This is a genomic window from Serratia microhaemolytica, from assembly GCF_004011885.1.
Classification (GTDB): domain Bacteria; phylum Pseudomonadota; class Gammaproteobacteria; order Enterobacterales; family Enterobacteriaceae; genus Serratia_G; species Serratia_G microhaemolytica.
This window is the reverse complement of record NZ_SBEF01000024.1, coordinates 1-23921: the sequence shown is the minus strand read 5'-3', so window position 1 is coordinate 23921 and position 23921 is coordinate 1. Positions and strand designations below refer to the sequence as shown.

Sequence of the window (23921 nt, the reverse complement as noted above, 5' to 3'; positions counted from 1 at the left end):
ACAGTGTATGAGTGAGAATGTTTATCAATTTATTGACCTACAGCGCGTTGATCCACCGAAAAAGCCGCTAAAAATCCGCCAGGTTGAGTTTGTTGAAATTTACGAACCGTTTTCTGACACCCAGGCAAAAGCACAGGCGGATCGCTGCCTCTCCTGTGGCAATCCCTACTGTGAATGGAAATGCCCAGTGCACAACTACATCCCAAACTGGCTGAAACTGGCCAACGAGGGGCGGATTATGGAAGCCGCCGATCTGGCGCACCAGACCAACAGCCTGCCAGAAGTGTGTGGTCGCGTCTGCCCGCAAGATCGGCTGTGTGAAGGGGCATGTACCTTAAACGAAGAGTTTGGTGCCGTCACCATCGGTAATATTGAACGTTATATCACCGACAAAGCGCTGGAAATGGGCTGGCGGCCAGATATGTCTCAGGTTCAGCCAAGCGGCAAACGGGTCGCGATCATCGGTGCTGGGCCGGCCGGATTGGCCTGTGCCGACGTGCTAGCACGTCATGGCGTCGCCGCAGTGGTTTACGATCGCCATCCAGAAATTGGCGGCTTGCTCACCTTTGGTATTCCCGCCTTCAAACTGGAAAAGTCAGTGATGGTGAAACGGCGAGAACTGTTCAGCGAAATGGGCATTCAGTTTCAACTGAACTGTGAAGTGGGCAAAGATATTGCGGTCGCTGAGCTAGTGGCGCAGTACGACGCGCTATTTTTGGCGGTAGGTACTTATCAATCGATGCGCGCCGGCCTACAGAATGAGCAGGCACAAGGCGTATATGATGCGCTGCCATTTTTAATCGCCAACACACGCCAGTTGATGGGGTATCCAGAGCAGGCTGACTCGCCTTACATCGATCTGAATGGCAAACGGGTGGTGGTGCTAGGCGGCGGTGATACCGCAATGGACTGCGTGCGCACGGCATTGCGCCAGGGAGCGCGCCAAGTAACCTGTGCCTATCGGCGTGATGAAGCGAATATGCCGGGTTCTCGGCGTGAAGTGAAGAATGCGCGTGAAGAGGGCGCTGAGTTTCAGTTTAACCTGCAACCTGTAAGCATTGAAGTCAACAGCGCAGGCCAGGTAGTGGGTGTGAACATGGTGACCACCAGACTGGGTGCGGCTGATCCACAGGGGCGTCAGGTAGCGGAGCCGGTTGCCGGTTCAGAGCAGTTATTAGCGGCAGATGCGGTGGTAATGGCATTTGGTTTTCGTCCACATGCCATGAGTTGGTTGAGCGAACATCAAGTCGATCTGGATAGCCAGGGGCGCATTCTGGCGTCAGCAACCGGTGACTACGCTTTCCAGACCAGCAATCCGAAAATTTTTGCTGGTGGTGATGCGGTGCGTGGTTCGGATCTGGTGGTGACTGCGATTGCCGAAGGACGCAAAGCCGCCGAGGGAATGTTGCACTATTTAGCCTTGTAACCTGTTAGCGTCGCCCCCTCTTGGCAATTAAAGAGGGGGATGGCGTCAATTCAGCTAAAAAAGTGGCGATGCAGAGTGGGTTCGGTGAGTCGTTATGCTTATTTTCCCCTTTCCGACAGTTTTTAATCAAGTTATGGTGTGCTTCAAAGTTTATGTGAAGTAGATCACTATACTAGCCCGATATCATCATTTGGCCGACGGATAGCAGGTATTATCTGCGCCAAGCGTAAAACTCATAGCAACGATCATAACCGTGAAGGAAGCCATAATGGACGAACAGTTAAAACAGAATGCTCTCAATTTCCATCAGTTTCCTGTGCCAGGAAAGATCCAGGTTTCACCGACTAAGCCACTAGCAACACAACGTGATTTGGCATTAGCTTATTCACCAGGTGTGGCTGCACCTTGTTTAGAAATTGCTGAAGATCCGCTCGCTGCTTATAAATACACCGCAAAGGGTAACCTTGTTGCAGTGATCTCCAACGGGACAGCCGTGTTGGGATTGGGCAATATTGGTGCGCTTGCCGGCAAGCCGGTGATGGAAGGCAAAGGTGTGTTGTTTAAGAAATTTTCTGGCATTGATGTGTTCGACATCGAAGTTGATGAATTGAACCCAGACAAGTTGATTGATGTGATTGCCGCACTGGAGCCAACCTTTGGTGGCATCAACCTTGAGGATATCAAAGCGCCCGAGTGTTTTTATATTGAGCAGAAGCTGCGCGAGCGCATGAAGATCCCTGTGTTTCATGATGATCAACATGGCACCGCGATTATCACCACCGCCGCCGTTCTGAATGGACTGCGTGTCGTTAACAAAGATATTGGTGGTGTGAAACTGGTGGTTTCTGGTGCCGGTGCTGCTTCTATTGCTTGCTTAAATCTGCTGGTTGCCTTGGGGCTGAATAAACAGAACATTGTGGTGTGTGATTCCAAAGGCGTGATTTACCAAGGCCGTGACAGCAACATGGATGCCACCAAAGCGGCTTACGCCATTGAAGATAACGGCGCACGCACATTGGCAGATGTGATCCCTAATGCCGATATTTTCTTGGGCTGCTCAGGGCCTGGCGTGTTAACGCAACAGATGGTGAAGACGATGGCGAAGGATCCGCTGATTATGGCACTGGCTAACCCAGAGCCGGAGATCTTGCCACCACTGGCGAAAGCGGTGCGGCCTGATGCAATTATCTGTACCGGGCGTTCTGACTACCCTAACCAGGTTAACAACGTGCTCTGCTTCCCATTCATTTTCCGAGGTGCGCTTGATGTTGGTGCCACCACGATCAATGAAGAGATGAAACTGGCCTGTGTCCATGCGATCGCGGATCTGGCGCTGGCAGAACAGAGTGATGTGGTTGCTTCTGCCTATGGCGATCAAGATCTCTCATTTGGTCCTGACTACATTATCCCCAAACCGTTTGATCCACGACTGATTGTCAAAATCGCACCAGCCGTTGCCAAAGCGGCTATGGAGTCAGGTGTTGCCAAACGACCGATTAAAGATTTTGACGTCTACATTGAGAAGTTGACCGAGTTTGTCTACAAAACCAACCTATTCATGAAGCCGATCTTCTCCCAGGCGAAGAAAGAACTTAAACGAGTGGTGCTGGCTGAAGGCGAAGAGGAGCGGGTATTACATGCTACTCAGGAACTGGTATCACAAAAACTGGCGTACCCAGTGTTGATCGGTCGGCCACAAGTGATTGAAATGCGCCTGAAAAAATTGGGGCTGCAACTGGTTGCCGGTAAAGACTTTGAGGTGGTGAATAACCAGTCTGACCCGCGTTTTAACGAATATTGGCGCGAGTATTACCAGATCATGAAACGGCGTGGCGTGTCGCAAGAGCAGGCACGTCGAGCAGTGATTGGTAACCCCACACTGATTGCGGCCATCATGCTGCATCGTGGTGAAGCTGATGCGATGATTTGCGGCACGATTGGCAGTTACCACGAGCATTATCAAGTGGTTGAAAATGTATTTGGCTTCCGTGAAGGCAGCAATGTTGCAGGCGCGATGAATGCACTGCTGCTGCCGACTGGCAACACCTTTATTGCCGATACCTATGTCAATGATGATCCAACACCGGAACAGTTGGCGGAGATCACGTTGATGGCGGCCCAAACCGTGCGTCGGTTTGGTATTGAACCGAAAGTCGCACTGTTGTCACACTCCAGTTTTGGTTCATCAGATTCGCCCAGTGCAGAGAAGATGCGTAAAACACTGCAACTGGTGAAGCAGATCGCACCGGAACTGGAAATTGATGGTGAGATGCATGGAGATGCGGCACTGGTAGAGGGTATTCGTCAGGACTTAATGCCAGACAGTCCGCTGAAGGGCGCAGCCAATATATTGATTATGCCGAACATGGAGTCTGCTCGAATCAGTTACAACCTGCTGCGCGTCTCCTCCTCAGAAGGGGTGACCGTAGGGCCGGTACTGATGGGCGTAGCCAAACCGGTACATATCTTAACGCCGATCGCTTCAGTGCGGCGCATCGTCAACATGGTGGCATTGGCGGTGGTCGAGGCACAAACCACACCATTGTGATCACTCACTCATCTATCATGGTCAGGGCAAGTGGAGAGCTTGCCTTGACCATTCTTTACCCGCGATTTAGTTAACAATCGCTATCAATCAGCACGGTTCAATCGCGGCATACAGTTCGGTTTTCAGAATCCACTCCCAATGTATCAATCTGTTAAGTTTTTTTCCTGATGCAATTACGTTCATTTCGAACAACGGATAATGAAGGTTGCTAATCAATCATGATGCACTGCAATCATTATTTCCATTGAAAATAAAGTAAATTTAAGTATAGCGATACAAAATAACGTTAATATTTTTTATTCTTTTTTGGCATTTGTTTGGTATTTGTTTGATATTTTTAACTACTAAAGCTGGACTTAATAGTTAAAAAGTGTGTCGACATTGCTCAAAAATTAAGTTAAATTTCCAAGTGAAATATTATGTTTCCGGGGAATTTAAGCTAAAATGCAAAAAGAAACTTTAAAAACAAAAAGATATAGTGGTGTTATCACCAACAGCAAGGAGCAGAGGCGGATCAAAGTTGTTGCTTGGGCTAACATTTTGGCACAAGCACTGTTTCCGCTGAGCGTTTCGTTCACACCGGCGATTGCCGCACTTTCTGCTACTGAGCAACACATTAGCCAGCTAGCTACTCAGAACTATATTCTTGATATTGGAGAGAGTGTTGATGAGGTGGCCAGCAGATTCGGCATCAGTGTTGAAGCGCTGCGTAAACTGAACAGCTACCGTACTTTCTCTAAACCCTTTACATCGCTGTCTGCTGGTGATGAAATCGACATTCCCAGATCGCGTTCGCCTTTTTCCGCCGATAATCAATCTGATGAGCAGCGTGCTAAGCAACTGGCAGGTTATCTTGTCAGTACGGCAACCGCTTTATCCGGTGACAATGCCGGTCAGTCGGCAGCACAACTGGCACGCTCCAGCGCAACACAAAAATTTAATGATGAGGCGCAGCAGTGGTTGAACCAGTTTGGTTCTGCGCGTGTTCAACTGAACCTTAATGATGACTTCAACGTTGATGGCAGCGCGATCGATCTGCTGTTGCCGCTGTTTGATAATCAGCAGAATCTACTGTTTACCCAACTGGGTGCTCGTAATAAAGATGACCGTAATACCTTCAACGTTGGTGTTGGCTTCCGCCACTTCCAGCAGGATTGGATGTATGGCATCAACAGCTTTTTTGATAATGATATTACAGGTAAAAACCGTCGTCTTGGCGTGGGTGCAGAGCTGTGGACTGACTATCTCAAGTTGTCAGCGAATGGCTATTTTGCCTTGACCGATTGGCACCAGTCGCGTGATTTTATCGATTACAATGAGCGGCCTGCTAACGGTTACGATCTGCGCTTAGAGGGTTACCTGCCGTTTTATGCCCAGTTGGGTGGCAAGTTGATGTATGAGCAGTACCGTGGTGAGCAGGTTGCACTATTTGGTAAAGAGAGCCGCCAGCAGAACCCATATGCGCTCACCGCCGGTATCAACTACACGCCAATTCCACTGCTTACCTTGGGGACTGACTATCGGGTTGGTAAAGGCGGTAAATCAGATACCAGTATCAATCTGCAATTTAATTATCGCCTTGGGCAAAGCTGGCAATCGCAGCTCGATCCTGCGGCAGTTGCTGCAGGGCGAACCCTCATGGGTGCTCGCCATAGCCTGGTTGAGCGTAACAACAACATTGTGCTGGATTACCAGCGCCGCGAATTTATCCGTTTATCACTGCAATCGGCACAACAGACTGCAACTGCCGGTGAGACGGTGATCGTTGAAGCCAAGGTGAGCAGCCAACATGCGCTAGAACGCATTGAGTGGGACAGCCTACAACTGGAAGCAGCCGGAGCGGTTTTCACCCCACTGACCCTCACCAGCGCCAGCATTAAACTACCGCCATACCAGAAAGAGGGCGGCACGAACAGCTATACACTGAGTGCGGTTGCCTATGACAGCCAAGGCAATGCCTCTCCGCGTGCGGCACTGGCGTTAAATGTCCTGCCAAGCCGGGCTGAAATCACCGCTGATAACATGGTGATGATGCATGACAATGCGATCAGTAATGGCATTGATGCCAATATCGTTGAAGTCACGGTAACTGATAGCGAAGGTTTACCGATGGCGGGTGAGCAGGTGACCTTTAGCGCCAGCAACAACGCACGAATCAGCGATGGTCAGGCGGCGATGGCAAGTGCCAGTGCTTTTAGTGTTGTCACTGCGGCAGCTAATGACAATCAACTGACGATGATCAGTGATGCTGAAGGTAAGGCACGGGTAGAAATTAGAAGTACCACCGCCGGGATCAGCCAGGTGACCGCCAGTGTCAACAGCTCTAGCCAGACAGTGGATGTGAACTTCCTGCCAGATAGCGAGAATCTGAGTGCTGAGCACTCAACGCTGAAAGCCGAACCCGCACTGATTGTTGCTGACGGTAACGCGGCAGCAACAATCAGCTTTACCCTGATGGATGCTAACCGTAACCCAGTGAGTGGTCAGGAAGTGGTGTTCAGCACCACATTGGCTCAAACCACATTGAGCGAAGTGGTTGATCAGGGCGATGGTAGCTACACGGCAAAATTAACCGGCACATTAGCGGGTTCAGCACCGATTGCGGTACAGGTTGGCGGGGCTGCGTTTGCTGTGGCGCCATTGAGTATCACCATCACCGGTGATAGTGCTAATTTGAGCAGCACCAATTCTGAATTGACCACCTCAACCAACACGCTGGTTGCTGATGGCAAGAGTACTGCGACAGTGACCCTGACGCTGAAAGATGCCAATGGTAATGCGGTTACAGGGTTGCCGATCACCTTTAGCAGCAGCTTAGGGCAATTTGGTGCAGTGGTTGAAACGGGTGTTGGTGTCTATAGCGCACCGCTAACTGGCACCCGTGCGGGTAGCGCAGAGATTGTTGCTAAAGTAGCCGGTGGTTCTTTTGAGTTATCTGGCTTGACCATCACATTCACTGCTGACAGTGACAACCCCAGCGCGGCAAATTCGGTGCTCACAGCCGAACCCGCGCAGCTCATCGCAAATGGTAGCGATGAGGCGACCCTCACCATTCAACTGAAAGATGCTAATAACAACCCGATAGTTGGCCAGAGCGTCAGCTTTGAAAGCTCACTGCTGAATAGCAGCGTCGGTACTGTGACTGATCACGGTGACGGTAGTTACTCCGCGATGTTGAAAGGAACCAAAGCGGGTGAAGCGATCATCACGGCCAAGATTGCTGGTGTGGCGTTGGAAGGCAGTCAGCCGAAAGTGACATTTAGCGCAGACAGCAGCAATCTCAGCACCACTAACTCAACCTTAACGTCTTCATCAGCGTTTGTGATCGCTAACGGTGCGGCGACGGCAACCCTCACCTTCACTTTGCTGGATGGTTATAGCAACCCGGTGAGTGGACAGAATGTCAGCTTTGACAGCAGTTTTGCCGACAGCCAATTGACCACAGTGACTGACCAAGGCAATGGTGTCTATACCGCACAACTGACGGCGACCAAAACCGGTAGCACCACCGTCAGTGCCAGTGTAGCGGGTACCCGCTTTGCATCGCTTGATATCAGGTTGATTGGTGACGTTGAAAACCTGGATACCGATCTCTCCAGCTTAGAAGTGTCCAAATCATCGATTGTGGCGAATGGCAGCGACTCGGTGTTGATCACCCTGAAACTGAAAGATCGTAATGACAACCCGCTTGGTGAACTGCCTGTGAGTTTTGACACTGATCTGGAAACCACCATCAGTACGGTAACAGAAAGCAGTGAAGGGGTTTACACTGCGACTTTGACGGGTATTAAAGCCGGTCTTGCAACACTCTCTGTCCGAGTGGCAGGTAACGTGATGGGTATTGCTGAGCAGAGTGTCACCTTAATTGCAGACAGCAACAATTTGAGCAAAACCAGCTCTACACTGACTGTGTCGCAAGATACGCTGGTTGCTAACGATCAAGCGGCTGCCGAGATCACGTTAACGTTAAAAGATGCCAACGACAACCCGGTCACCGGTCAGAGCGTAACCTTTAGCAGCACGTTGACCGGTACCCATTTTGAGGCGACGGTTGAAAAAGGCGAGGGGGTCTATACCAGCAAGGTAACCGGAACCAAAGCAGGCAGTGCGCCAATCAGCGCCAATGTTGCCAGTTGGCAGATGACCGGGCCGAGTGTGACCTTTACTGCCGATAGCAGTAACCTGAGTGCCAGCTACTCCAAATTGGCGGTATCAGACGCACGTATCGTAGCCGATGGCAGTGAAACTTCGACGCTGAGCTTTACGCTGCGTGATGGTAACGACAACCCAGTGACGGGGCAGAGCGTGACATTCAGCAGTGATCTGGCGGTCACCATTGGCAGTGTGACTGAACAGGCCGACGGTGTTTACACGGCGCAACTGAGTGGCACTCAGATCGGTACTGCCACCGTGAGCGCGAAGGTTGCAGGTAATGTGCTTGCCAGTGAAACAGTGACCTTAATCGCCGATATCAATAACCTGGACAGTGACAAGTCAAGCCTTGACGCTGATGTGACCACTATTATTGCTGACAACAGCAGTGCAGCGACATTGACGCTGACACTGCATGACGGTAACGGTAATCCGATCAGCGGGCAGAACATTACTTTTGTCAGCAGTGTCGCTAATACCACATTCAGCAGTGTCGTCGATAACGGCGATGGCAGTTATACCACCACGTTAGTGGGCAAGACTGCTGGGCAGGCGAAGATCACGGTGAAAGCTGATAGCACGCTGTTGGCTGGCATTGAAACCACGGTCACCTTGCTGGCAGACAGCAATAATCTGAGCAGTACACTGTCAACCTTGAGCGCTTCTTCAACCAGCATGGTGGCCAATGGCAGTGCCACTTCAGTGCTGACCTTCACGTTGAAGGATGGCAACAGTAACCCCGTATCTGGTCAGACGGTTACCTTCAGCAGTTCACTGCCAAGTGCAACCCTGGGTACAGTGACCGATGTCGGTGACGGCAGTTACAAAGTGACGCTACAGGCAGGCACCGTTGCTGGTAGTACCACTATCACCGCCAAAGTGGGCAGTACGCTGAGCAAAACGGTGGTTATCTCACTGAATGGTGACAAAGATAACCTGAGTGTTGCGCTGTCGACACTGGTTGCATCACCAACGGATATATCAAGAACCGATAGTTCCGACACAGTGAAGGGCACCAACGGGACATCAAAAATTACGCTGACGCTGAAAGATGTTAACGGTAACTTGGTGACTGGCGCGGCAGTCACTTTTACGGCAACGGGGGCATCGGGAACAACCGGTTCGGTCTCGGCGGGCAGTGGCGCGACAGCGGGACAGTATAGTGCCACCTTTACTATGGGTGACATCTCTGGTATCGCCAGCATCACAGCGAAAGTCAACAGCTTGGCGTTCAATATTACCGCAGCGAAAGTGACGATCACCAAAACGCTGAAAACGTCACCGAACCAGTTGGGTAAAGTGCAACTGCCGGCCGGTTATGATTTGATCGAGTACACATTTGCTAACGCTAACTGGATCGGTGATCCACTGGAATTGCCTGCAGCGGGTGTGGCCAATGGCAATAAGATTAATATCATCGTTGATTCGTCATTTGCTGCGGTTATCAGCACGGCAAATACCGATGTTTCAGGCTCGACTTTGTCAGTCAGCCAAGGTGGCAGAGTGAGTTTTGTCTACAGTGCAGTCAGTGGTAAGTGGATAAAGCAATAGTCTGAGTCAGCACCAGTCCGTTTACTCGGATTGGGATCACAGCGCATTGGATTGCGCTGTGATCCACCGGTTGAACCGAAATCGGTTAAATTGATAGTGCTAATGTGCTGTGAGTAGTTAATTAATATAAAAAATCAACGCCTTGGCAATAGCCAGGGCGTTAATCTATCTGCCATTCTGGTCGCCATTTGCTGACCACTCCCGCCAGATTTTACGACCTGTTGTTGTTTTCCCCTCATTTTTATCTGTTTTTCCTTATTTTTTGGTTCATCGTTTTACGGGTGATCGCTGTCGTCAATCAGATCAAATTACTGCTAGCAGAAATTTTCTTGGCTGCCACTCGACACATGCAATGCATTACTTTTATTTACCTATCATTACACTCGAAACGTACAAGAAACATGCATAGCTAGGTAAGGTATGTCAAGTTGTTGTAACAAAAATGTCAATAACATTCTTTTTTCGTTTGAGTTGATGAACGGAATATTTATTTTCTATGGGAAAAAGGAGAGATGCAATGCGAGAAAAAATGCTGAAATCCAATCGAAGGTCGGGATCTCGCGCTATTAAGAAAGTGAGTAGGCGAGTGAGAATCATTGCTTGGGCTAATGTGTTAGCGCAGTCGTTATTTCCAATCAGTGTTTCATTTACCCCCGCAATGGCCAGTGCTGCTGCTCGCGAGCAGGTGACAGTGGCGGCAAAACCCTACATTTTAGGTGAAGGCGAGAGTGTTGAGAGTATTGCACAGCAATATGGTCTCTCACTTGCTGAGCTACAGCGGCTCAACCGCTATCGCAGCTTTGCCAAACCGTTTAGTTCCCTCTCTGTTGGGGATGAAATTGACGTTCCAGATACCCCCTCTCCATTTCAGGGCGATACGACAACGGAACTGATCAGCAAAGAACAGGCTGCTCAATACCTGGTTAGTGGTGCGAGCCTGCTGTCGAGCGACAATGTGATGAAATCAGCACAGCAGTTGCTTGGCGCACAGATCACCACGCAGTTCAACGACGCGGTACAGCAGTGGTTACACCAGTTTGGTAGCGCACGGGTGGCATTCAGTATCAATAATGAGTTCCGTCTGGATGGCAGCGAGATTGATACGCTGTTGCCGCTGTTTGATAATCAGCAGAATCTACTGTTTACCCAACTGGGTGCTCGTAATAAAGATGACCGTAATACCTTCAACGTTGGTGTTGGCTTCCGCCACTTCCAGCAGGATTGGATGTATGGCATCAACACCTTTTTTGATAACGATCTCACCGGCAAAAATCGCCGTTTTGGTATAGGTGCTGAATTGTGGCGCGACTACGTTAAGTTATCGGCCAATAGCTACTGGGCGTTGAGTGATTGGCACGCCTCACGTGACTTTGTTGGCTATGATGAGCGTCCTGCCAGCGGTTACGATCTGCGTGTCGAAGGCTATTTGCCATTCTATGCCCAATTGGGCGGTAAATTGATGTATGAACAATACCGTGGTGATCAGGTTGCGCTGTTTGGTAAAGAGAACCGTCAGCAAAACCCTTATGCGCTCACCGCCGGTATCCACTACACCCCGATCCCGCTGCTGACCCTGGCTAATGATTACCGCATCGGTAAAGGGGGCAAGTCAGATAACAATATCAACCTACAGCTTAACTACCGTCTGGGCGAACCGTGGCATAGGCAAATTGATCCCGCAGCCGTGGCGAGTACCCGCACGTTGGCAGGGAGTCGCCACAGTTTGGTTGAGCGTAATAACCAAATCGTACTTGATTACCGACAGCAGGAACTGATCCGCTTATCACTGCAGAAGCAGTACAGTGCCATCACCGGTAGTGTGATGACCATCGTGCCGCAGGTGGTTAGCCAGTACCCTCTGGAACGTATTGAATGGGATAGCTTGGCACTGGAAAGTGCTGGCGGACGTTTCACGCCTAGCGCGGGTGGAACGGCGGTGGTGACATTGCCGCCGTACCAGAAAGAGGGTGCAAGCAACAGCTATCTATTGACCGCGATAGCTTATGATGTGCGCGGCAATGCCTCTGCACGCGCATCAACACAACTGAATGTGCTGCCGAATAAGGCAACAATCAATCCAGAACATCTGATCGCGCTACAGGATAATGCGATCAGTAATGGCAGCGATATTAACAAAGTGGAGGTGATGGTGACGGGCGTGGATGGCAACCCGCTGCCCGATCAAGTGGTCAGTTTTAGCGCTGATAACGGTGCATTGTTGCGCGAGTTCGTGCAGCAGAATTTGACTGCGGCTGCCTCGCTGCCGAGTGCCGACGCCGATAATCAGATGACGCTGACAACCAACAGCGACGGTAAGGCATCGGTTGCGGTTAGCAATACACGCGCAGGTATCAGCCGCGTGAGCGCCACGGTCGACGGCAGCACTGAGACGATAGGGATCACTTTCCTGCCAGACGCCGATAATCCTTGCCCGACCCATTCAAAACTGCATGCTGAACCAGAGATCATTGTAGCGGATGGTCAGACTGCCGCTCGGCTCCATTTTGTATTGAAAGATATTAATGGCAATGAGATCCCGGGGCAGGATGTCACTTTCCACAGTTCACTGGAAAATAGCGTGGTGAGTGAGGTGACCGATCTGGGTAATGGTAGCTACAGTGCAACATTAACCGGCACAGTCGCAGGGCACGCAACCATCACGCCGAAGATCGCTGATCAACCGCTTGACGTGGAGAAACCCGTAGTGCAACTGCTGCCAGACTCCGGCAATTTGGATACGGAGAAATCGACACTGGTAGTCGAACACAACACCCTGGTGGCGAACGGCAGTGATAAAGCAACTATCACCTTGACGTTGAAAGATAAGAATGGCAATCCGGTGCTGGGGCAGCCGGTGCAGTTCAGCAGTAGCCTGGCCGATGTCAGCTTTAGTGCGGTGCAGTCGGATAATGGTGTCTACAGTGCAACCTTCAGTGGCACGCGTGCTGGGAATACCGAGCTGCGCGCCAATGTCGGTACTTGGCATTCAAGCGCAGTCAGCGTGACACTGAATGCAGACAGCAGCAATCTGGATGTTGAACAATCGACACTGGAGCTGGATCGCAGCACGTTGGTGGCAAATGGCCATAATATGGTCACAGTCACCCTGCACTTGAAAGATAGATACGGCAATCCGGTGCCGGGGCAGGATGTGCAGTTCAGTAGCAGTCTGCAACATGTCACATTCAACGTGGTGCAGGCAGCAAATGGTGTCTATAGCGCCAGCTTGAGCGGTACCCGTGCTGGCACTGCAACGCTGCGTGCGAGTATCGGTGAATGGCAATCAAAAACCGTCAACCTGACACTATACGCAGATAACAGTAACCTAGATCTCGAACAATCAACGCTCTCTCTGGATAAAACCAGTATCATCGCCAGTGGCAATCAAGCGGCCGGACTCACTCTCAAGTTGAGAGATAAGCATGGTAATCCGGTGCTGAATCAGCAGGTGGAGTTCAGCAGTAGCCTGCCGGATGTTAGCTTCAGCCCAGTGCAGACACAGAATGGAGACTATGTGCTGACGGTCAGAGGTACTCGTGCCGGGGTTGCTACGCTGTGGGCCAATGTCGGTGAGTGGCAGTCCAAAACAATTAGCCTGACGCTGACTGCAGACAGCAGCAATCTGAATGTAGAGCAATCGACACTGGAACTGGATCGCACCAATTTGCTCGCCAATGGCAGCGATGAGGCGACGATCAAACTGACGCTGAAGGATAAGCATGGCAATTTGGTTTCCGGTCAGCCGGTGCAGTTCATCAGTAGCCTGGAGGATGTCACTTTTGGTGCAGTAGAGGAAGAGCTCGGTGTCTATCGTGCCACCTTGACCGGTACCTACGCGGGTATTACAACGCTGAAGGCAAGGGTTGACCAATGGCAGTCTAACGCTGTTAGCCTGACGCTGAGAGCTGATAGCAGCAATCTGAATGCCAATAAATCAACACTGGAACTGGATCGCAGCACGCTGGTGGCGAATGGTATCAACGTGGCAAGCATCATTTTCACCTTGAGGGATCAATACGGCAATCTGGTGCCGGATCAGCACGTGCAGTTCAGTAGTAGTCTGGGAGGCATTAGTTTCAGTGAGGTGAAAGAAGAGGATGGCGTCTACAGCACGACCTTAACAGGAACACTTACCGGCAGTACAACGTTGCAGGCGAGAGTCGGTGATTGGCAGTCAAAAACCGTCAACCTGACGCTGGTTGCTGATAGCAGCAATCTGGATGCGGATAAATCAGAGCTGGCACTGCATAAAGAGATCCTGATCGCTCACGGCGAGGAGCATAGTGGGATCATGCTTACGTTGAAGGATAAATATGGCAATCAGGTGCTGGATCAGCAGGTGACGTTTAGCAGTAGCTTGCCAGGTATCCGCTTTAGTCAGGTAACCATTTCACCGCAAGGAATCTATGTTGCAACGATTAGCAGTACCCATGCAGGGGTTGCAACACTGTGGGCCAATGTCGGTGAGTGGCAGTCAAACACGGTTACCCTGACAGTGATCCCAGACAGCAAGAATCTGGATGCGACAAAATCGACGCTGGAGCTGGATCGCACCACGTTGATCGCAACGGGCAGTGATGAGGCGACGATCAAACTGACACTTAAGGATAGGCACGGCAATTTGGTGCCTGATCAACAGGTACAGTTCAGCAGTAGTTTGGCGGATGTCAGTTTCAGTGAGGTCTCAGCGAAGGATGGTGTCTATAGTGCTACCTTGACCGGTACCCGTGCTGGTAGTGCAACGCTGAAGGCAACTGTTGGTTCTTGGTCGTCTGATAGTGTCAGTGTGACGCTGAATGCGGATAGCAGTAATCTGGATGTTGAGAAATCAACATTGGAGCTGGATCACAGCAATTTGGTGGCAAGCGGCAGTGACCAAGCAACCATCACCCTGACCTTGAAAGATAAACATGGTAACCCAGTCGCAGGTCAATCGGTACAGTTCAGCAGTAGCTTGGCGGATGTCAGTTTCAGTGAGGTGCAGGCAGCGAATGGTATCTATAGCGCGACCTTAACCGGCACCCGTGCTGGCACGACAACGCTACAGGCGACTGTTGGCGAGTGGAAGTCGAACACAGTCAAACTGATGCTGAACTCTGACAGCAATCATCTGGATGCGACAAAATCGACGCTGGAACTGGATAAAACCAGCTTGGTAGCCACTGGACAGGATGCGGCAACCATCAAACTTATCTTGAAGGATCGACATGGCAATACCGTGTCCGGACAAACTGTACAGTTCACTAGCTCCTTGGCAGATGTCAGCTTCGGTGCCGTACAGGCCGCAGCGAACGGTGTCTATAGCGCGACTGTCACAGGTACCCGTGCTGGCAGTGCAGCGTTGCGGGCGAATGTCGATGACTGGCAGTCCAAAACAGTTAGCCTGACATTGACCGCAGACAGCAGTAATCTGGATGCGGTAAAATCGACCATCCAACTGAGTAACGAGAGTTTGGTGGCAGATGGTAGCGACAACGTGAAGATCACACTCAGCTTGAGGGATGGACACAGCAATCTGGTGTCTGGCCAAGAGGTGCAGTTTATCAGCAACCTAGATGATATCAGTTTCAGTGAGGTGACCGAAGAGGGGGGTATCTATAGCGCTACCTTGACCGGTACTCGTGCTGGCACCGCATTACTGCAGGCAAGAGTTGGTGAGTGGAAGTCCACTGCCATTAGCCTGAGCTTGACGGCAGACAGCACTAGGCTGGATGCTGAGAAGTCTATGCTGGTGTTGGAGCGTAACATATTGGTCGCAAACGACAACGATCAGATAGAGATTAGATTTACCTTGAAGGATCGATACGGCAATCCAGTATCGGGACAGAATGTGCAGTTCACCAGTTCCCTAGAGGGCGTCAGATTCTTTAACATGAGGGCAGTAAATGGTGTCTATAGCGCGACGCTCATGGGCACCCGTGCCGGCAGTGCAACATTGCGTGCGAGTGTCGGAGAGTGGAACTCCAACGGCGTCACCCTGACCCTGACTGGAGATCGTAGCAGGCTGTCTCCAAGTAAATCGGAGTTAGTGGCAGACGTTACCACGCTGGTAGCGAATGGTCGTGATGTATCAACGATTGTGCTGACGTTACGTGATGAGAATGGCAATTTGATCGGTGGGCAGAATGTACAGTTTACTCAGAGCAAGTTGCATAATGTGACGATTAGCACGGTTGAAGAGCCCGAACTAGGCGTCTATCGTGCTCAACTATCAGGGATTAGCAGGGGAACTGCACTTGTTCAGGTGAAAGTGGGTACCTACAGCGCCCTTCTGGGGATCGAGATTGAACTGATCGGCGATAAGGATAATTTGAGTACCAAGTACTCTCGCTTGGCTTCACCAGCAGAGGAGTTGGTTCGCGTTGATGCTTCGACCACGGAGCGGGGTATTGACGGCACCAACGATTCAATGACAGTAAGCTTGTTTTTGAGGGATATTAATCAGAATACGGTCGATAATCAGGAGGTCATTTTTACTCACTCAGGCGCTGATGCTACTTTTGGTGCTACCACCGATAGGACCGTTGGAGCGTACCATGCTACTTTCAGGATGGGTGATGTTTCGGGTACAACCAGCATTGGTGTGAAGGTAAACGGCACAGTATTGGCGGTAGAACCGATCAAGGTTAAGCTCACTAAAATACTGAGAACTTCATATACCAAACTGGGAACAATGAATCTGCCGGGAGGTTATGATTTAACCGAGTTTACCTTTGGCAATGGTAACTGGTCTTCTGAACCGCTCAATCCGCCCACCAGCGGCATGAAAGATGGCGATGTGTTGATTATCACCTCGCAAGCGATTTTTGATAGCAATCTCAACACCACACGTACCGATATTACGCGCGCTAATCCACTGGTGCTTAAAACCGGTAATACCATAAGGCTCGTCTATCGTAGCGCGACTGGCAAATGGCATGAGGAGGCAAAACCACTCTAACAACGTACCAGCCTGATGTTTATCAGTGAGAAACAACGTTGATAACGTGTGGGGAGTGAGTGATATGCCACTCTTCACACTGTTCAAACCGAAGGGTGAATGGATGATATTGATGAGTAAAGTAGCGAGTGAATATTATCAGTTAATCTCGGTTGTTGACTGACGGCGATTAAAACCACCGCAGTGCGCGAACAGGCAACGCGTAACAACAATCACAGCGAAAATGAATCACAGCGAAAATGATTAAACAAAGGAGTGAGTTAAAACTAGATTGATATATTAAGGAGGTGTTATGCACCTCCTTAAATATTGCCACTATTGCAGCTTTTGAATGTTCTTCACGTCGACTTCGACTTCATGCCAATCTTTATCCAGTTTTCCCTCTATCTGCACTTTATCTTTTGGTGTGATCACGAGACCATTCCAGCGCTTATCATCAATGTCAACCAGAATGGTGCCAGTACTGTCACGAAACGTGTAAGTTTCTTCTCCGACGCGCTGCTCAATATAGCCTTGCAATATGACCCAAGAGTCATCGCGCTGCAATTTGGCTTTATTAACGGTAGTCAGTTTGGTTGCTGGGCCAGAGAAACCACCTTGAGTATGGACTGAAGAAGGGGTATTAGAGGATAGAAATCCACCCTGAGCAGCCAATACAACTGGGCTAGTGAGAGCGATAAGAGCTATCAGCGCTGTTTTTTTCATCTGAATATTCCTTGTCAGTGTGTTAAATAATCGTCTATGCGGGCGGAACTTTACCAAGAGAAGGGCGTGTTAAACCATAAAATTCTTAATAAGTTATGATAAAAGCTATAAACTTAGTTAAATTGACATTTGACAGAATAATAAACTGCATTTAGATTACGTCAGCGGATGATATAGCATTGTGTGTCGATTTAAGTTACCTAAAGTAACCACGCCAAATCCACACTGCCTACCATACAGACAATACCATGCGAAGAATATGTTCGCTTATTACTTGAGTTTTCAACGGTGGCGACTATCTTTAAGTTAAGTCACCTGCTGAAGAGATTGTTAAGATTTTGCTGTGCTGTTGCGGGGTTGCTGCCAACGGGGTGACGCACCTACAGTGCGGCCAGCGTTCACGTTCCTACCCTAGACATGATTTCTTTTCTAAGGTAGAGTTCCGTTCAGAATCCTTTTTTATGTAAGTAGTTGCGACGTAAAGTAACGAAATGAAGGTAATTTGCAACAGTTTGTCCTGCAATGAAGCTAATTGGTTCTGTTTTCGGTTGCCGCCATGCTTCTGATGTAAGATGAACTGTCACCAATGAACTTGTTATGTACCAATGCCACTAGGAATATCGTCATGATCCGAGGTCAACAAAATTTTTCTGTAAAAAATCCCTGCCATAAGTCGGTAAAAACAACCGCAAAAGGTCTGATAAATATCCATACCGGATTGTTGGCCTTGATGGGGGTTTTTGCTAGTCAAAACGTCAGTGCTGCCGACTGCATGGTAGGCAGCACGCCAGAGAGCATGGGCTATGTTGCCAACTTGGCCGCTGCTAACAATATGTTTATCAACACGATACATGATCGTGCGGGTGAAACTCAATATATCGATGTACTCACCGGTGAACAGCGCGTCACCACCATGTGGTTACGTGGTGAAGGTGCGCATAACCGTTCTCGCAATAGCTGTGGTGATCTGAGAACCCATGCCAACAGTTACGTTGTCCAACTGGGCGGGGATCTGGTTCAGTGGAGCAGCACCGGTCTCGATCGCTTCCACATGGGAGTGATGGGGGGTTACGGTAACAGCAAGAGCAAAACTGTGCCAAGCGTCGATGACAATGGCCGTGCGTCAGTTGATGGCTACAGCGCGGGTCTGTACGGTAGCTGGTATGCGAACGAAGTTAACGACAAACCAACCATGTATGTTGATGTTTGGGCACAATATAGCTGGTTTGATAACACGGTCTCTGCGGGGCAAGGCGTTGCAGATGAAGAGTACAAATCCAAAGGCCTGACCGCCTCTTTTGAACTGGGCTACGTGTTCAAACTGGGTGCCAACGTTGACAACAACGTGGCTTACTTTATTCAACCAAAAGCTCAGGTTATCTGGAAAGGCGTAAAAGCGGATGACCATCGCCTGGCTGATGGCACCAAAGTCACTGGCGAAGGTGATGGCGATCAGGTTCGTGTTGGCCTGCGCTTCTTTGCAAATGGTTACAGTGAAATGGATAAAGGCAAAAACCGCGTATTCCAACCGTTCATTGAAGCGAACTGGATCCACAACACCAAAGATTTTGCTGCTAACATTGGTACTACCAGCGTAGAGCAGGATGGCGCAAGAAATATTGGTGAACTGAAGATCGGGGTTGAAGGTCAAGCAACTCAGCACGTTAACCTGTGGGGTAACGTTGCTCAGCAAGTGGGTAACAAGGGTTACAGCGATACTTCAGCGATGCTGGGTCTGCGCGTAAACTTCTAAGCATTACCCAAAATCTCAATCTGGATGTTGAAACCCAAAGTGCCAAGCGCACTTTGGGTTTTTCGTGTTTATCGCGTCAGGCCAACTCAATCGCAAAATAGCTTTTGGCGTTATCGAAACAGATATTGGTGACCATTTCACCTAACAGATCAAGATCCGCCGGTGCCTCGCCATCATTCACCCAACGCCCAATCATCTGGCAGAGAATGCGCCGGAAATATTCATGACGCGTATAAGAGAGAAAGCTACGGCTATCGGTTAACATGCCGACAAAACGACTCAGCAACCCTAATTGCGCCAGTTGCATCATTTGGCGCTGCATTCCATCTTTCTGATCATTGAACCACCAGCCAGAGCCAAACTGTATTTTACCGGCGATACCTTCTCCCTGAAAATTACCGGCCATAGTAGCAATCACTTCATTGTCACGCGGGTTCAGACAGTAAAGGATCGTTTTTGGCAGCGTTCCCGAACGTGCTTGCGCATCCAATAAACGCGACAGTGGCACAGCAATCAACTGATCATTGATTGAGTCAAAACCAATATCAGCGCCCACCTGTTCAAACATACGGCTATTATTGTTGCGCAATGCGCCAATATGATACTGCTGCACCCAGCCACGGCGCTGATATTCAGCGGCTAGAAACAGCAGTAGCGCAGTTTTAAATTGTGCGACCTGTTCGCTACTGGGTAATTGGCCGTTGAGACGTTGTGCCAAAATATTATCTAGCGTCGCTTCATCGGCTGGAGCATATACCACACTCTCCAGCCCATGATCAGAAATTTTACAGCCATGGGCGGCAAAATAGTCCAAACGTTTTGTTAATGCCTGCTGTAACTCACTAAAGCGACTGATACGGGTATCCGCTACCGCTTCCAACTGCCGTAGGTATTGCACAAAAGTCGCCGCTTCAATGTTGCAGACTCTATCTGGACGCCAACTGGGTAATACTTTGATATCAAAAGAGTCATCATCAGCAATGGTTTGATGATGACGTAAATCATCAAGCGGATCATCGGTAGTGCCAACCATCTTAACCTGCATCTGCTGCATAATACCGCGCGCACTGAATTCGGGTTGAGCCAGCAACTGGTTACCGCGATGCCAAATTTCATCTGCGGTCGCTGGCGAGAACAGTTTGTCGCTAATACCAAACGGACGGCGCAGTTCCAGATGTGTCCAGTGATAGAGTGGGTTACCGATGGTATGCGGCACCGTAGCCGCCCACGCATCAAATTTTTCACGATCGGAAGCATTACCGGTACAGAAGCGCTCGGCAACGCCATTGGTGCGCATAGCCCGCCACTTGTAGTGATCGCCCTTTAACCAAATGTCATACAGGTTGTTAAAGCGATAATCTTCTGCAATTTGCTGTGGTGGAAGGTGGCAGTGATAGTCAAAAATCGGTTGTTTGGCAGCATAATCGTGGTAAAGACGGCGTGAAAATTCACTATCTAACAGAAAATCATCGCTCAAAAATGTGGCCATATTGCTAGGCTCCTTGGTGGTGTAGTGGCTCTGCCAGGGTAACTTGACGGCTAACTTTTCAAACCTATTATACCAATTAACGCAGTAGGCTAAAGTGAATAGTTGGGCGGGTGTTACTGAAGTAAGCAATTGCTCTGAATGTGAATCCAGATGGATGTCATTTGCCTCTGGATGGTGTATATGAGACTTTTTCATCACTAATGAAAATCGATCATGTTGTTAGGCAGAGTTTCCGGTTGACTCTTTAGCGAATATCCGGCATTTTCTCTTTGGACGTCTAAACGTATAGATGCTTATAGCCCATCCGAACAGCTATCATTGCGCTCGCCAGACGATATGCACAGCGCTGCCGCAACATAGCAACGGTCATTGAACTCATCGGATCGGTTTTTATTGGCTGGCAGTTGAAACAAGAGGCAAAGTATGAGTTTTTTTCATGCAAACCAGCGGGAAGCGCTGAATCAGAGTCTGGCAGAGCTCACTGGGCAGATCAACGTATCCTTTGAATTTTTCCCGCCACGGACTGCTGAAATGGAGCAGACTTTATGGCAATCGATCACTCGTCTGAGCAGCCTGCAACCCAAATTTGTCTCGGTTACCTACGGTGCAAACTCAGGCGAACGTGATCGCACTCACAGCATCATCAAAGATATTAATAACCGTACCGGACTGGAAGCCGCTCCACACCTCACCTGTATTGATGCCAGTGAAGCGGAATTACGCGATATCGCTACCGACTACTGGCAGAGTGGCATTCGCCACATTGTTGCACTACGCGGTGATCTACCGGCCAGTGGTGGCAAGCCAGAAATGTATGCGGCAGATTTGGTTGCACTGTTAAAAAGCGTTGCCGATTTTGATATCTCAGTTGCCGCATACCCGGAAGTACACCCAGAAGCGAAAAGTGCCCAAGCTGATTTGATCAACTTAAAGCGCAAAATTGATGCAGGAGCCAACCGAGCGATCACCCAGTTTTTCTTTGATGTTGAGAGCTACCTACGTTTTCGTGATCGCTGTGTGGCAGCCAACATCGAAGTTGAAATTGTGCCAGGGATCTTGCCCGTCTCGAATTTCAAACAGCTACAGCGCTTTGCTAGCATGACTAACGTGCGTGTGCCTCATTGGATGAACAACATGTTTGACGGCTTGGATGATGACGCGGAAACACGGAAAATGGTCGGTGCCAACATCGCAATGGATATGGTGAAAATTCTCAGTCGTGAAGGGGTAAAAGATTTTCATTTTTACACCTTAAACCGTGCTGAAATGAGTTATGCCATCTGCCACACCTTGGGTGTCCGTCCCGTGCGTGTAGCAGAATAGCCACACTGATATTGCCGAAATTGGCGAGGCTGATGATAATGCTCCCCCAGACTCGCCTGTTCCAGCGCAATCCGCACCATTTTTTAAACGCATAATCACACATTCCGCAACACAATAAAAAATAGCCTCATTTGATATGGCGACCTTTTTAGCAGGTAAAAATCCGCGTGATGCCAAAGTGCTTGGTGATCACTGGGCAGGATATCAACGAGCTGTGGCAGTGCCTGGAAGGGTTGAGCGTGGAACCGTTCGAAGCGGAACAGCAGCAATTAACGTTAGAATGGTTGAAGCAATATCCTAACGGATTGATGATTGAGTAATGAATTAAATTAATTATTCGACTTGAGGGAATAAAATGAATACACTAAAATATAACCACGGCCAATTAGGAAATGGTATTCCGGTACTGTCTATTGAGGGTGATGATATTGCCAAAGCCGGTTTTACTTCCAATGCAGTATATGTGATTGACAAGCTAGATACCGCGCTGATGTTGACTTTGCTGGAAGATGAACAGGATATCAAAACTGTTATCTGCCATTGCCGGAATAATCATAACCAAGATATTGCTTTAGATAGTGTAACGGAAAGTGGCGAACTCTATTTAGCCGGGGAATGGCTGATAGAAACTGGCCTGGCAGGCCAACTGCTAGATATTTTTGTTACACAAGGAAAGGTGATAGTAGAAAGGCTGTAGCGTAAATTGCAGCTAAAAGAAAAGGCCAGAACTGTTATAAGCTCCGGCCTTTTTTATGATGAATCATTTGGGACAAAATACGATGAGAGCGTGGGACGCAACATTATTCTATAGTAGAGAGTAATTTTATATATACATCCATGCAAAAATTGCTTTCAGTGATTTCCCCTGGCAACACTAAACTATACTCCCACACATTTTCAATTAATAAGTGTGATTCATACTTTAAAGTACCAACTTTTTCCAATGGCCGTGTTATATTTTTAACTTCCATTTCACATTCAAAGAAATTTATTTTTTTTGAGATCAACATAAAGCAACCTTGGCCATTTTCGTCCAAAGAGTAGCCATTGTTATCAAACTCACTGTTCATCAAGCTATCTCGTGAAAAAAACAGCTCTAACTTATCATCTGAGCGCTCAAACTCATCAATAACAATCGATTTCCATATCTCTTTTAGCAAAGAGATAAAATCAGACTCTATATCAAATGGTTTTTTGCTTGAGTAAAAAATATAATCAACTCCAGTTATCATGTAATCTACCCTACGCACTTAGGCGTTCTGCCGTGTCGAGGTGTACTCTTTCTATTTATCTCTACATCACCTTCTATGTACTTGATAAATTCCCCACGGTCACCACGAATTGGTTTTAATTTTGAACTATCGATTTCAAATTCAAAGAAATGCGTTGACTTTGAAGAAGTCAGACCAAGCTTTTTATATCCATTCAGGGTCTTAGCCAACATTTCTGGTGACTTAGTTGTTACATATATACCTTTGGGATGACCTTTGATAGGACTAGAGGCTTTAAATTTAAATGGGCTTTGTGAAGAGATAGCATTGTACCCCGCTAGATCCGTATAGTGATATACGGTAACAGGAGTCAACCCAAGCGGATCAATAAATCCCAACGCATTGGGCGCATACTGATATAAATTAATTCCGCCCAATAATCCTATCGGGTCTTAGGAGTGATCCCAAGGCGATCGTACTCACCGACGCTCGCATCTCACTGAACAGCAATGCTTTTAAAGAACACACTTCCCCATTTTGGGAAAAACCGACACGCAACTTTTCCCGATGTGCGTTTTTACCCGCTCACGCTCCGACTCACCACCTTTTTATTGTGACTTTGCGAAGCACATCACAACTTTCGCTCTTTGCCGCTGCTGGTCAGTTTGCGAGCCAGATCGCCACCTCACCGTTAACCGCCGTTTATTCGGGACGCTGAGGAGGCCACAGTTTACTGTGGCCGACGAAGGGTCGGCCGGGTGTGGGGCGGCCAGCCCCACGAACTTAACCCCCTCAAGGGAAGCCCCCCTTGGGGGGCTGCACG

Annotated in this window: 11 protein-coding genes and 1 pseudogene; 8 read left to right on the top strand and 4 right to left on the bottom strand. The window is 49.0% G+C overall.

Features of this window, described 5'->3' with window-relative positions:
- Positions 1 to 7 precede the first annotated feature (7 nt).
- The 4 genes from EOJ37_RS09265 to EOJ37_RS09250 all read left to right on the top strand — a co-directional run bounded on the left by EOJ37_RS09265 (position 8) and on the right by EOJ37_RS09250 (position 16617).
- Complete coding sequence (locus tag EOJ37_RS09265; protein ID WP_127959642.1) at positions 8 to 1426, top strand: FAD-dependent oxidoreductase; 1419 nt, start codon at positions 8 to 10, stop codon at positions 1424 to 1426.
- A 268-nt stretch (positions 1427 to 1694) separates the two neighbouring features.
- Positions 1695 to 3974 (top strand): NADP-dependent oxaloacetate-decarboxylating malate dehydrogenase, encoded by a 2280-nt coding sequence (gene maeB / locus EOJ37_RS09260; protein WP_127959641.1) that lies wholly within the window; start codon positions 1695 to 1697, stop codon positions 3972 to 3974.
- A 444-nt stretch (positions 3975 to 4418) separates the two neighbouring features.
- On the top strand, positions 4419 to 9677 hold the full coding sequence (locus EOJ37_RS09255) for an invasin domain 3-containing protein (RefSeq protein ID WP_127959640.1): 5259 nt from the start codon (positions 4419 to 4421) through the stop codon (positions 9675 to 9677).
- A 586-nt stretch (positions 9678 to 10263) separates the two neighbouring features.
- A complete protein-coding gene (locus EOJ37_RS09250) occupies positions 10264 to 16617 on the top strand; it encodes an invasin domain 3-containing protein (protein WP_162473679.1) in 6354 nt (2117 codons plus the stop codon).
- Positions 16618 to 16932: 315 nt separating this feature from the next.
- Here EOJ37_RS09250 and EOJ37_RS09245 read toward each other — a convergent pair whose 3' ends face one another.
- Positions 16933 to 17322, bottom strand: coding sequence for a YgiW/YdeI family stress tolerance OB fold protein (locus EOJ37_RS09245; RefSeq protein ID WP_127959638.1), 390 nt, complete (start codon positions 17320 to 17322; stop codon positions 16933 to 16935).
- A 787-nt stretch (positions 17323 to 18109) separates the two neighbouring features.
- Here EOJ37_RS09245 and EOJ37_RS09240 point away from each other — a divergent pair.
- Positions 18110 to 19075: pseudogene (locus EOJ37_RS09240) on the top strand (autotransporter outer membrane beta-barrel domain-containing protein); the annotation flags it as partial.
- Between the two features lie 76 nt (positions 19076 to 19151).
- Here the strand turns inward: EOJ37_RS09240 and uxaC are convergent.
- Positions 19152 to 20564, bottom strand: a complete 1413-nt coding sequence (uxaC, locus tag EOJ37_RS09235; protein ID WP_127959636.1) for a glucuronate isomerase — start codon at positions 20562 to 20564, stop codon at positions 19152 to 19154.
- A 423-nt stretch (positions 20565 to 20987) separates the two neighbouring features.
- Here uxaC and metF point away from each other — a divergent pair, with 423 nt between their 5' ends.
- From metF to EOJ37_RS09225, 3 genes are all read left to right on the top strand, one after another.
- Positions 20988 to 21887: a methylenetetrahydrofolate reductase gene (gene metF / locus EOJ37_RS09230; protein ID WP_127959635.1), complete on the top strand. Its 900-nt coding sequence runs from the start codon at positions 20988 to 20990 to the stop codon at positions 21885 to 21887.
- A 167-nt stretch (positions 21888 to 22054) separates the two neighbouring features.
- On the top strand, positions 22055 to 22207 hold the full coding sequence (locus tag EOJ37_RS14510) for a hypothetical protein (RefSeq protein WP_206194041.1): 153 nt from the start codon (positions 22055 to 22057) through the stop codon (positions 22205 to 22207).
- A 35-nt stretch (positions 22208 to 22242) separates the two neighbouring features.
- Positions 22243 to 22584: a SymE family type I addiction module toxin gene (locus tag EOJ37_RS09225; RefSeq protein WP_127959634.1), complete on the top strand. Its 342-nt coding sequence runs from the start codon at positions 22243 to 22245 to the stop codon at positions 22582 to 22584.
- 103 nt (positions 22585 to 22687) lie between these two features.
- Here the strand turns inward: EOJ37_RS09225 and EOJ37_RS09220 are convergent, their stop codons facing one another.
- Positions 22688 to 23119 (bottom strand): hypothetical protein, encoded by a 432-nt coding sequence (locus EOJ37_RS09220; RefSeq protein ID WP_127959633.1) that lies wholly within the window; start codon positions 23117 to 23119, stop codon positions 22688 to 22690.
- Positions 23120 to 23124: 5 nt separating this feature from the next.
- The gene (locus EOJ37_RS09215; protein WP_240651690.1) at positions 23125 to 23535 is read right to left on the bottom strand and encodes an HYD1 signature containing ADP-ribosyltransferase family protein; all 411 of its coding nucleotides are present in this window, start codon (positions 23533 to 23535) and stop codon (positions 23125 to 23127) included.
- Positions 23536 to 23921 lie beyond the last annotated feature (386 nt).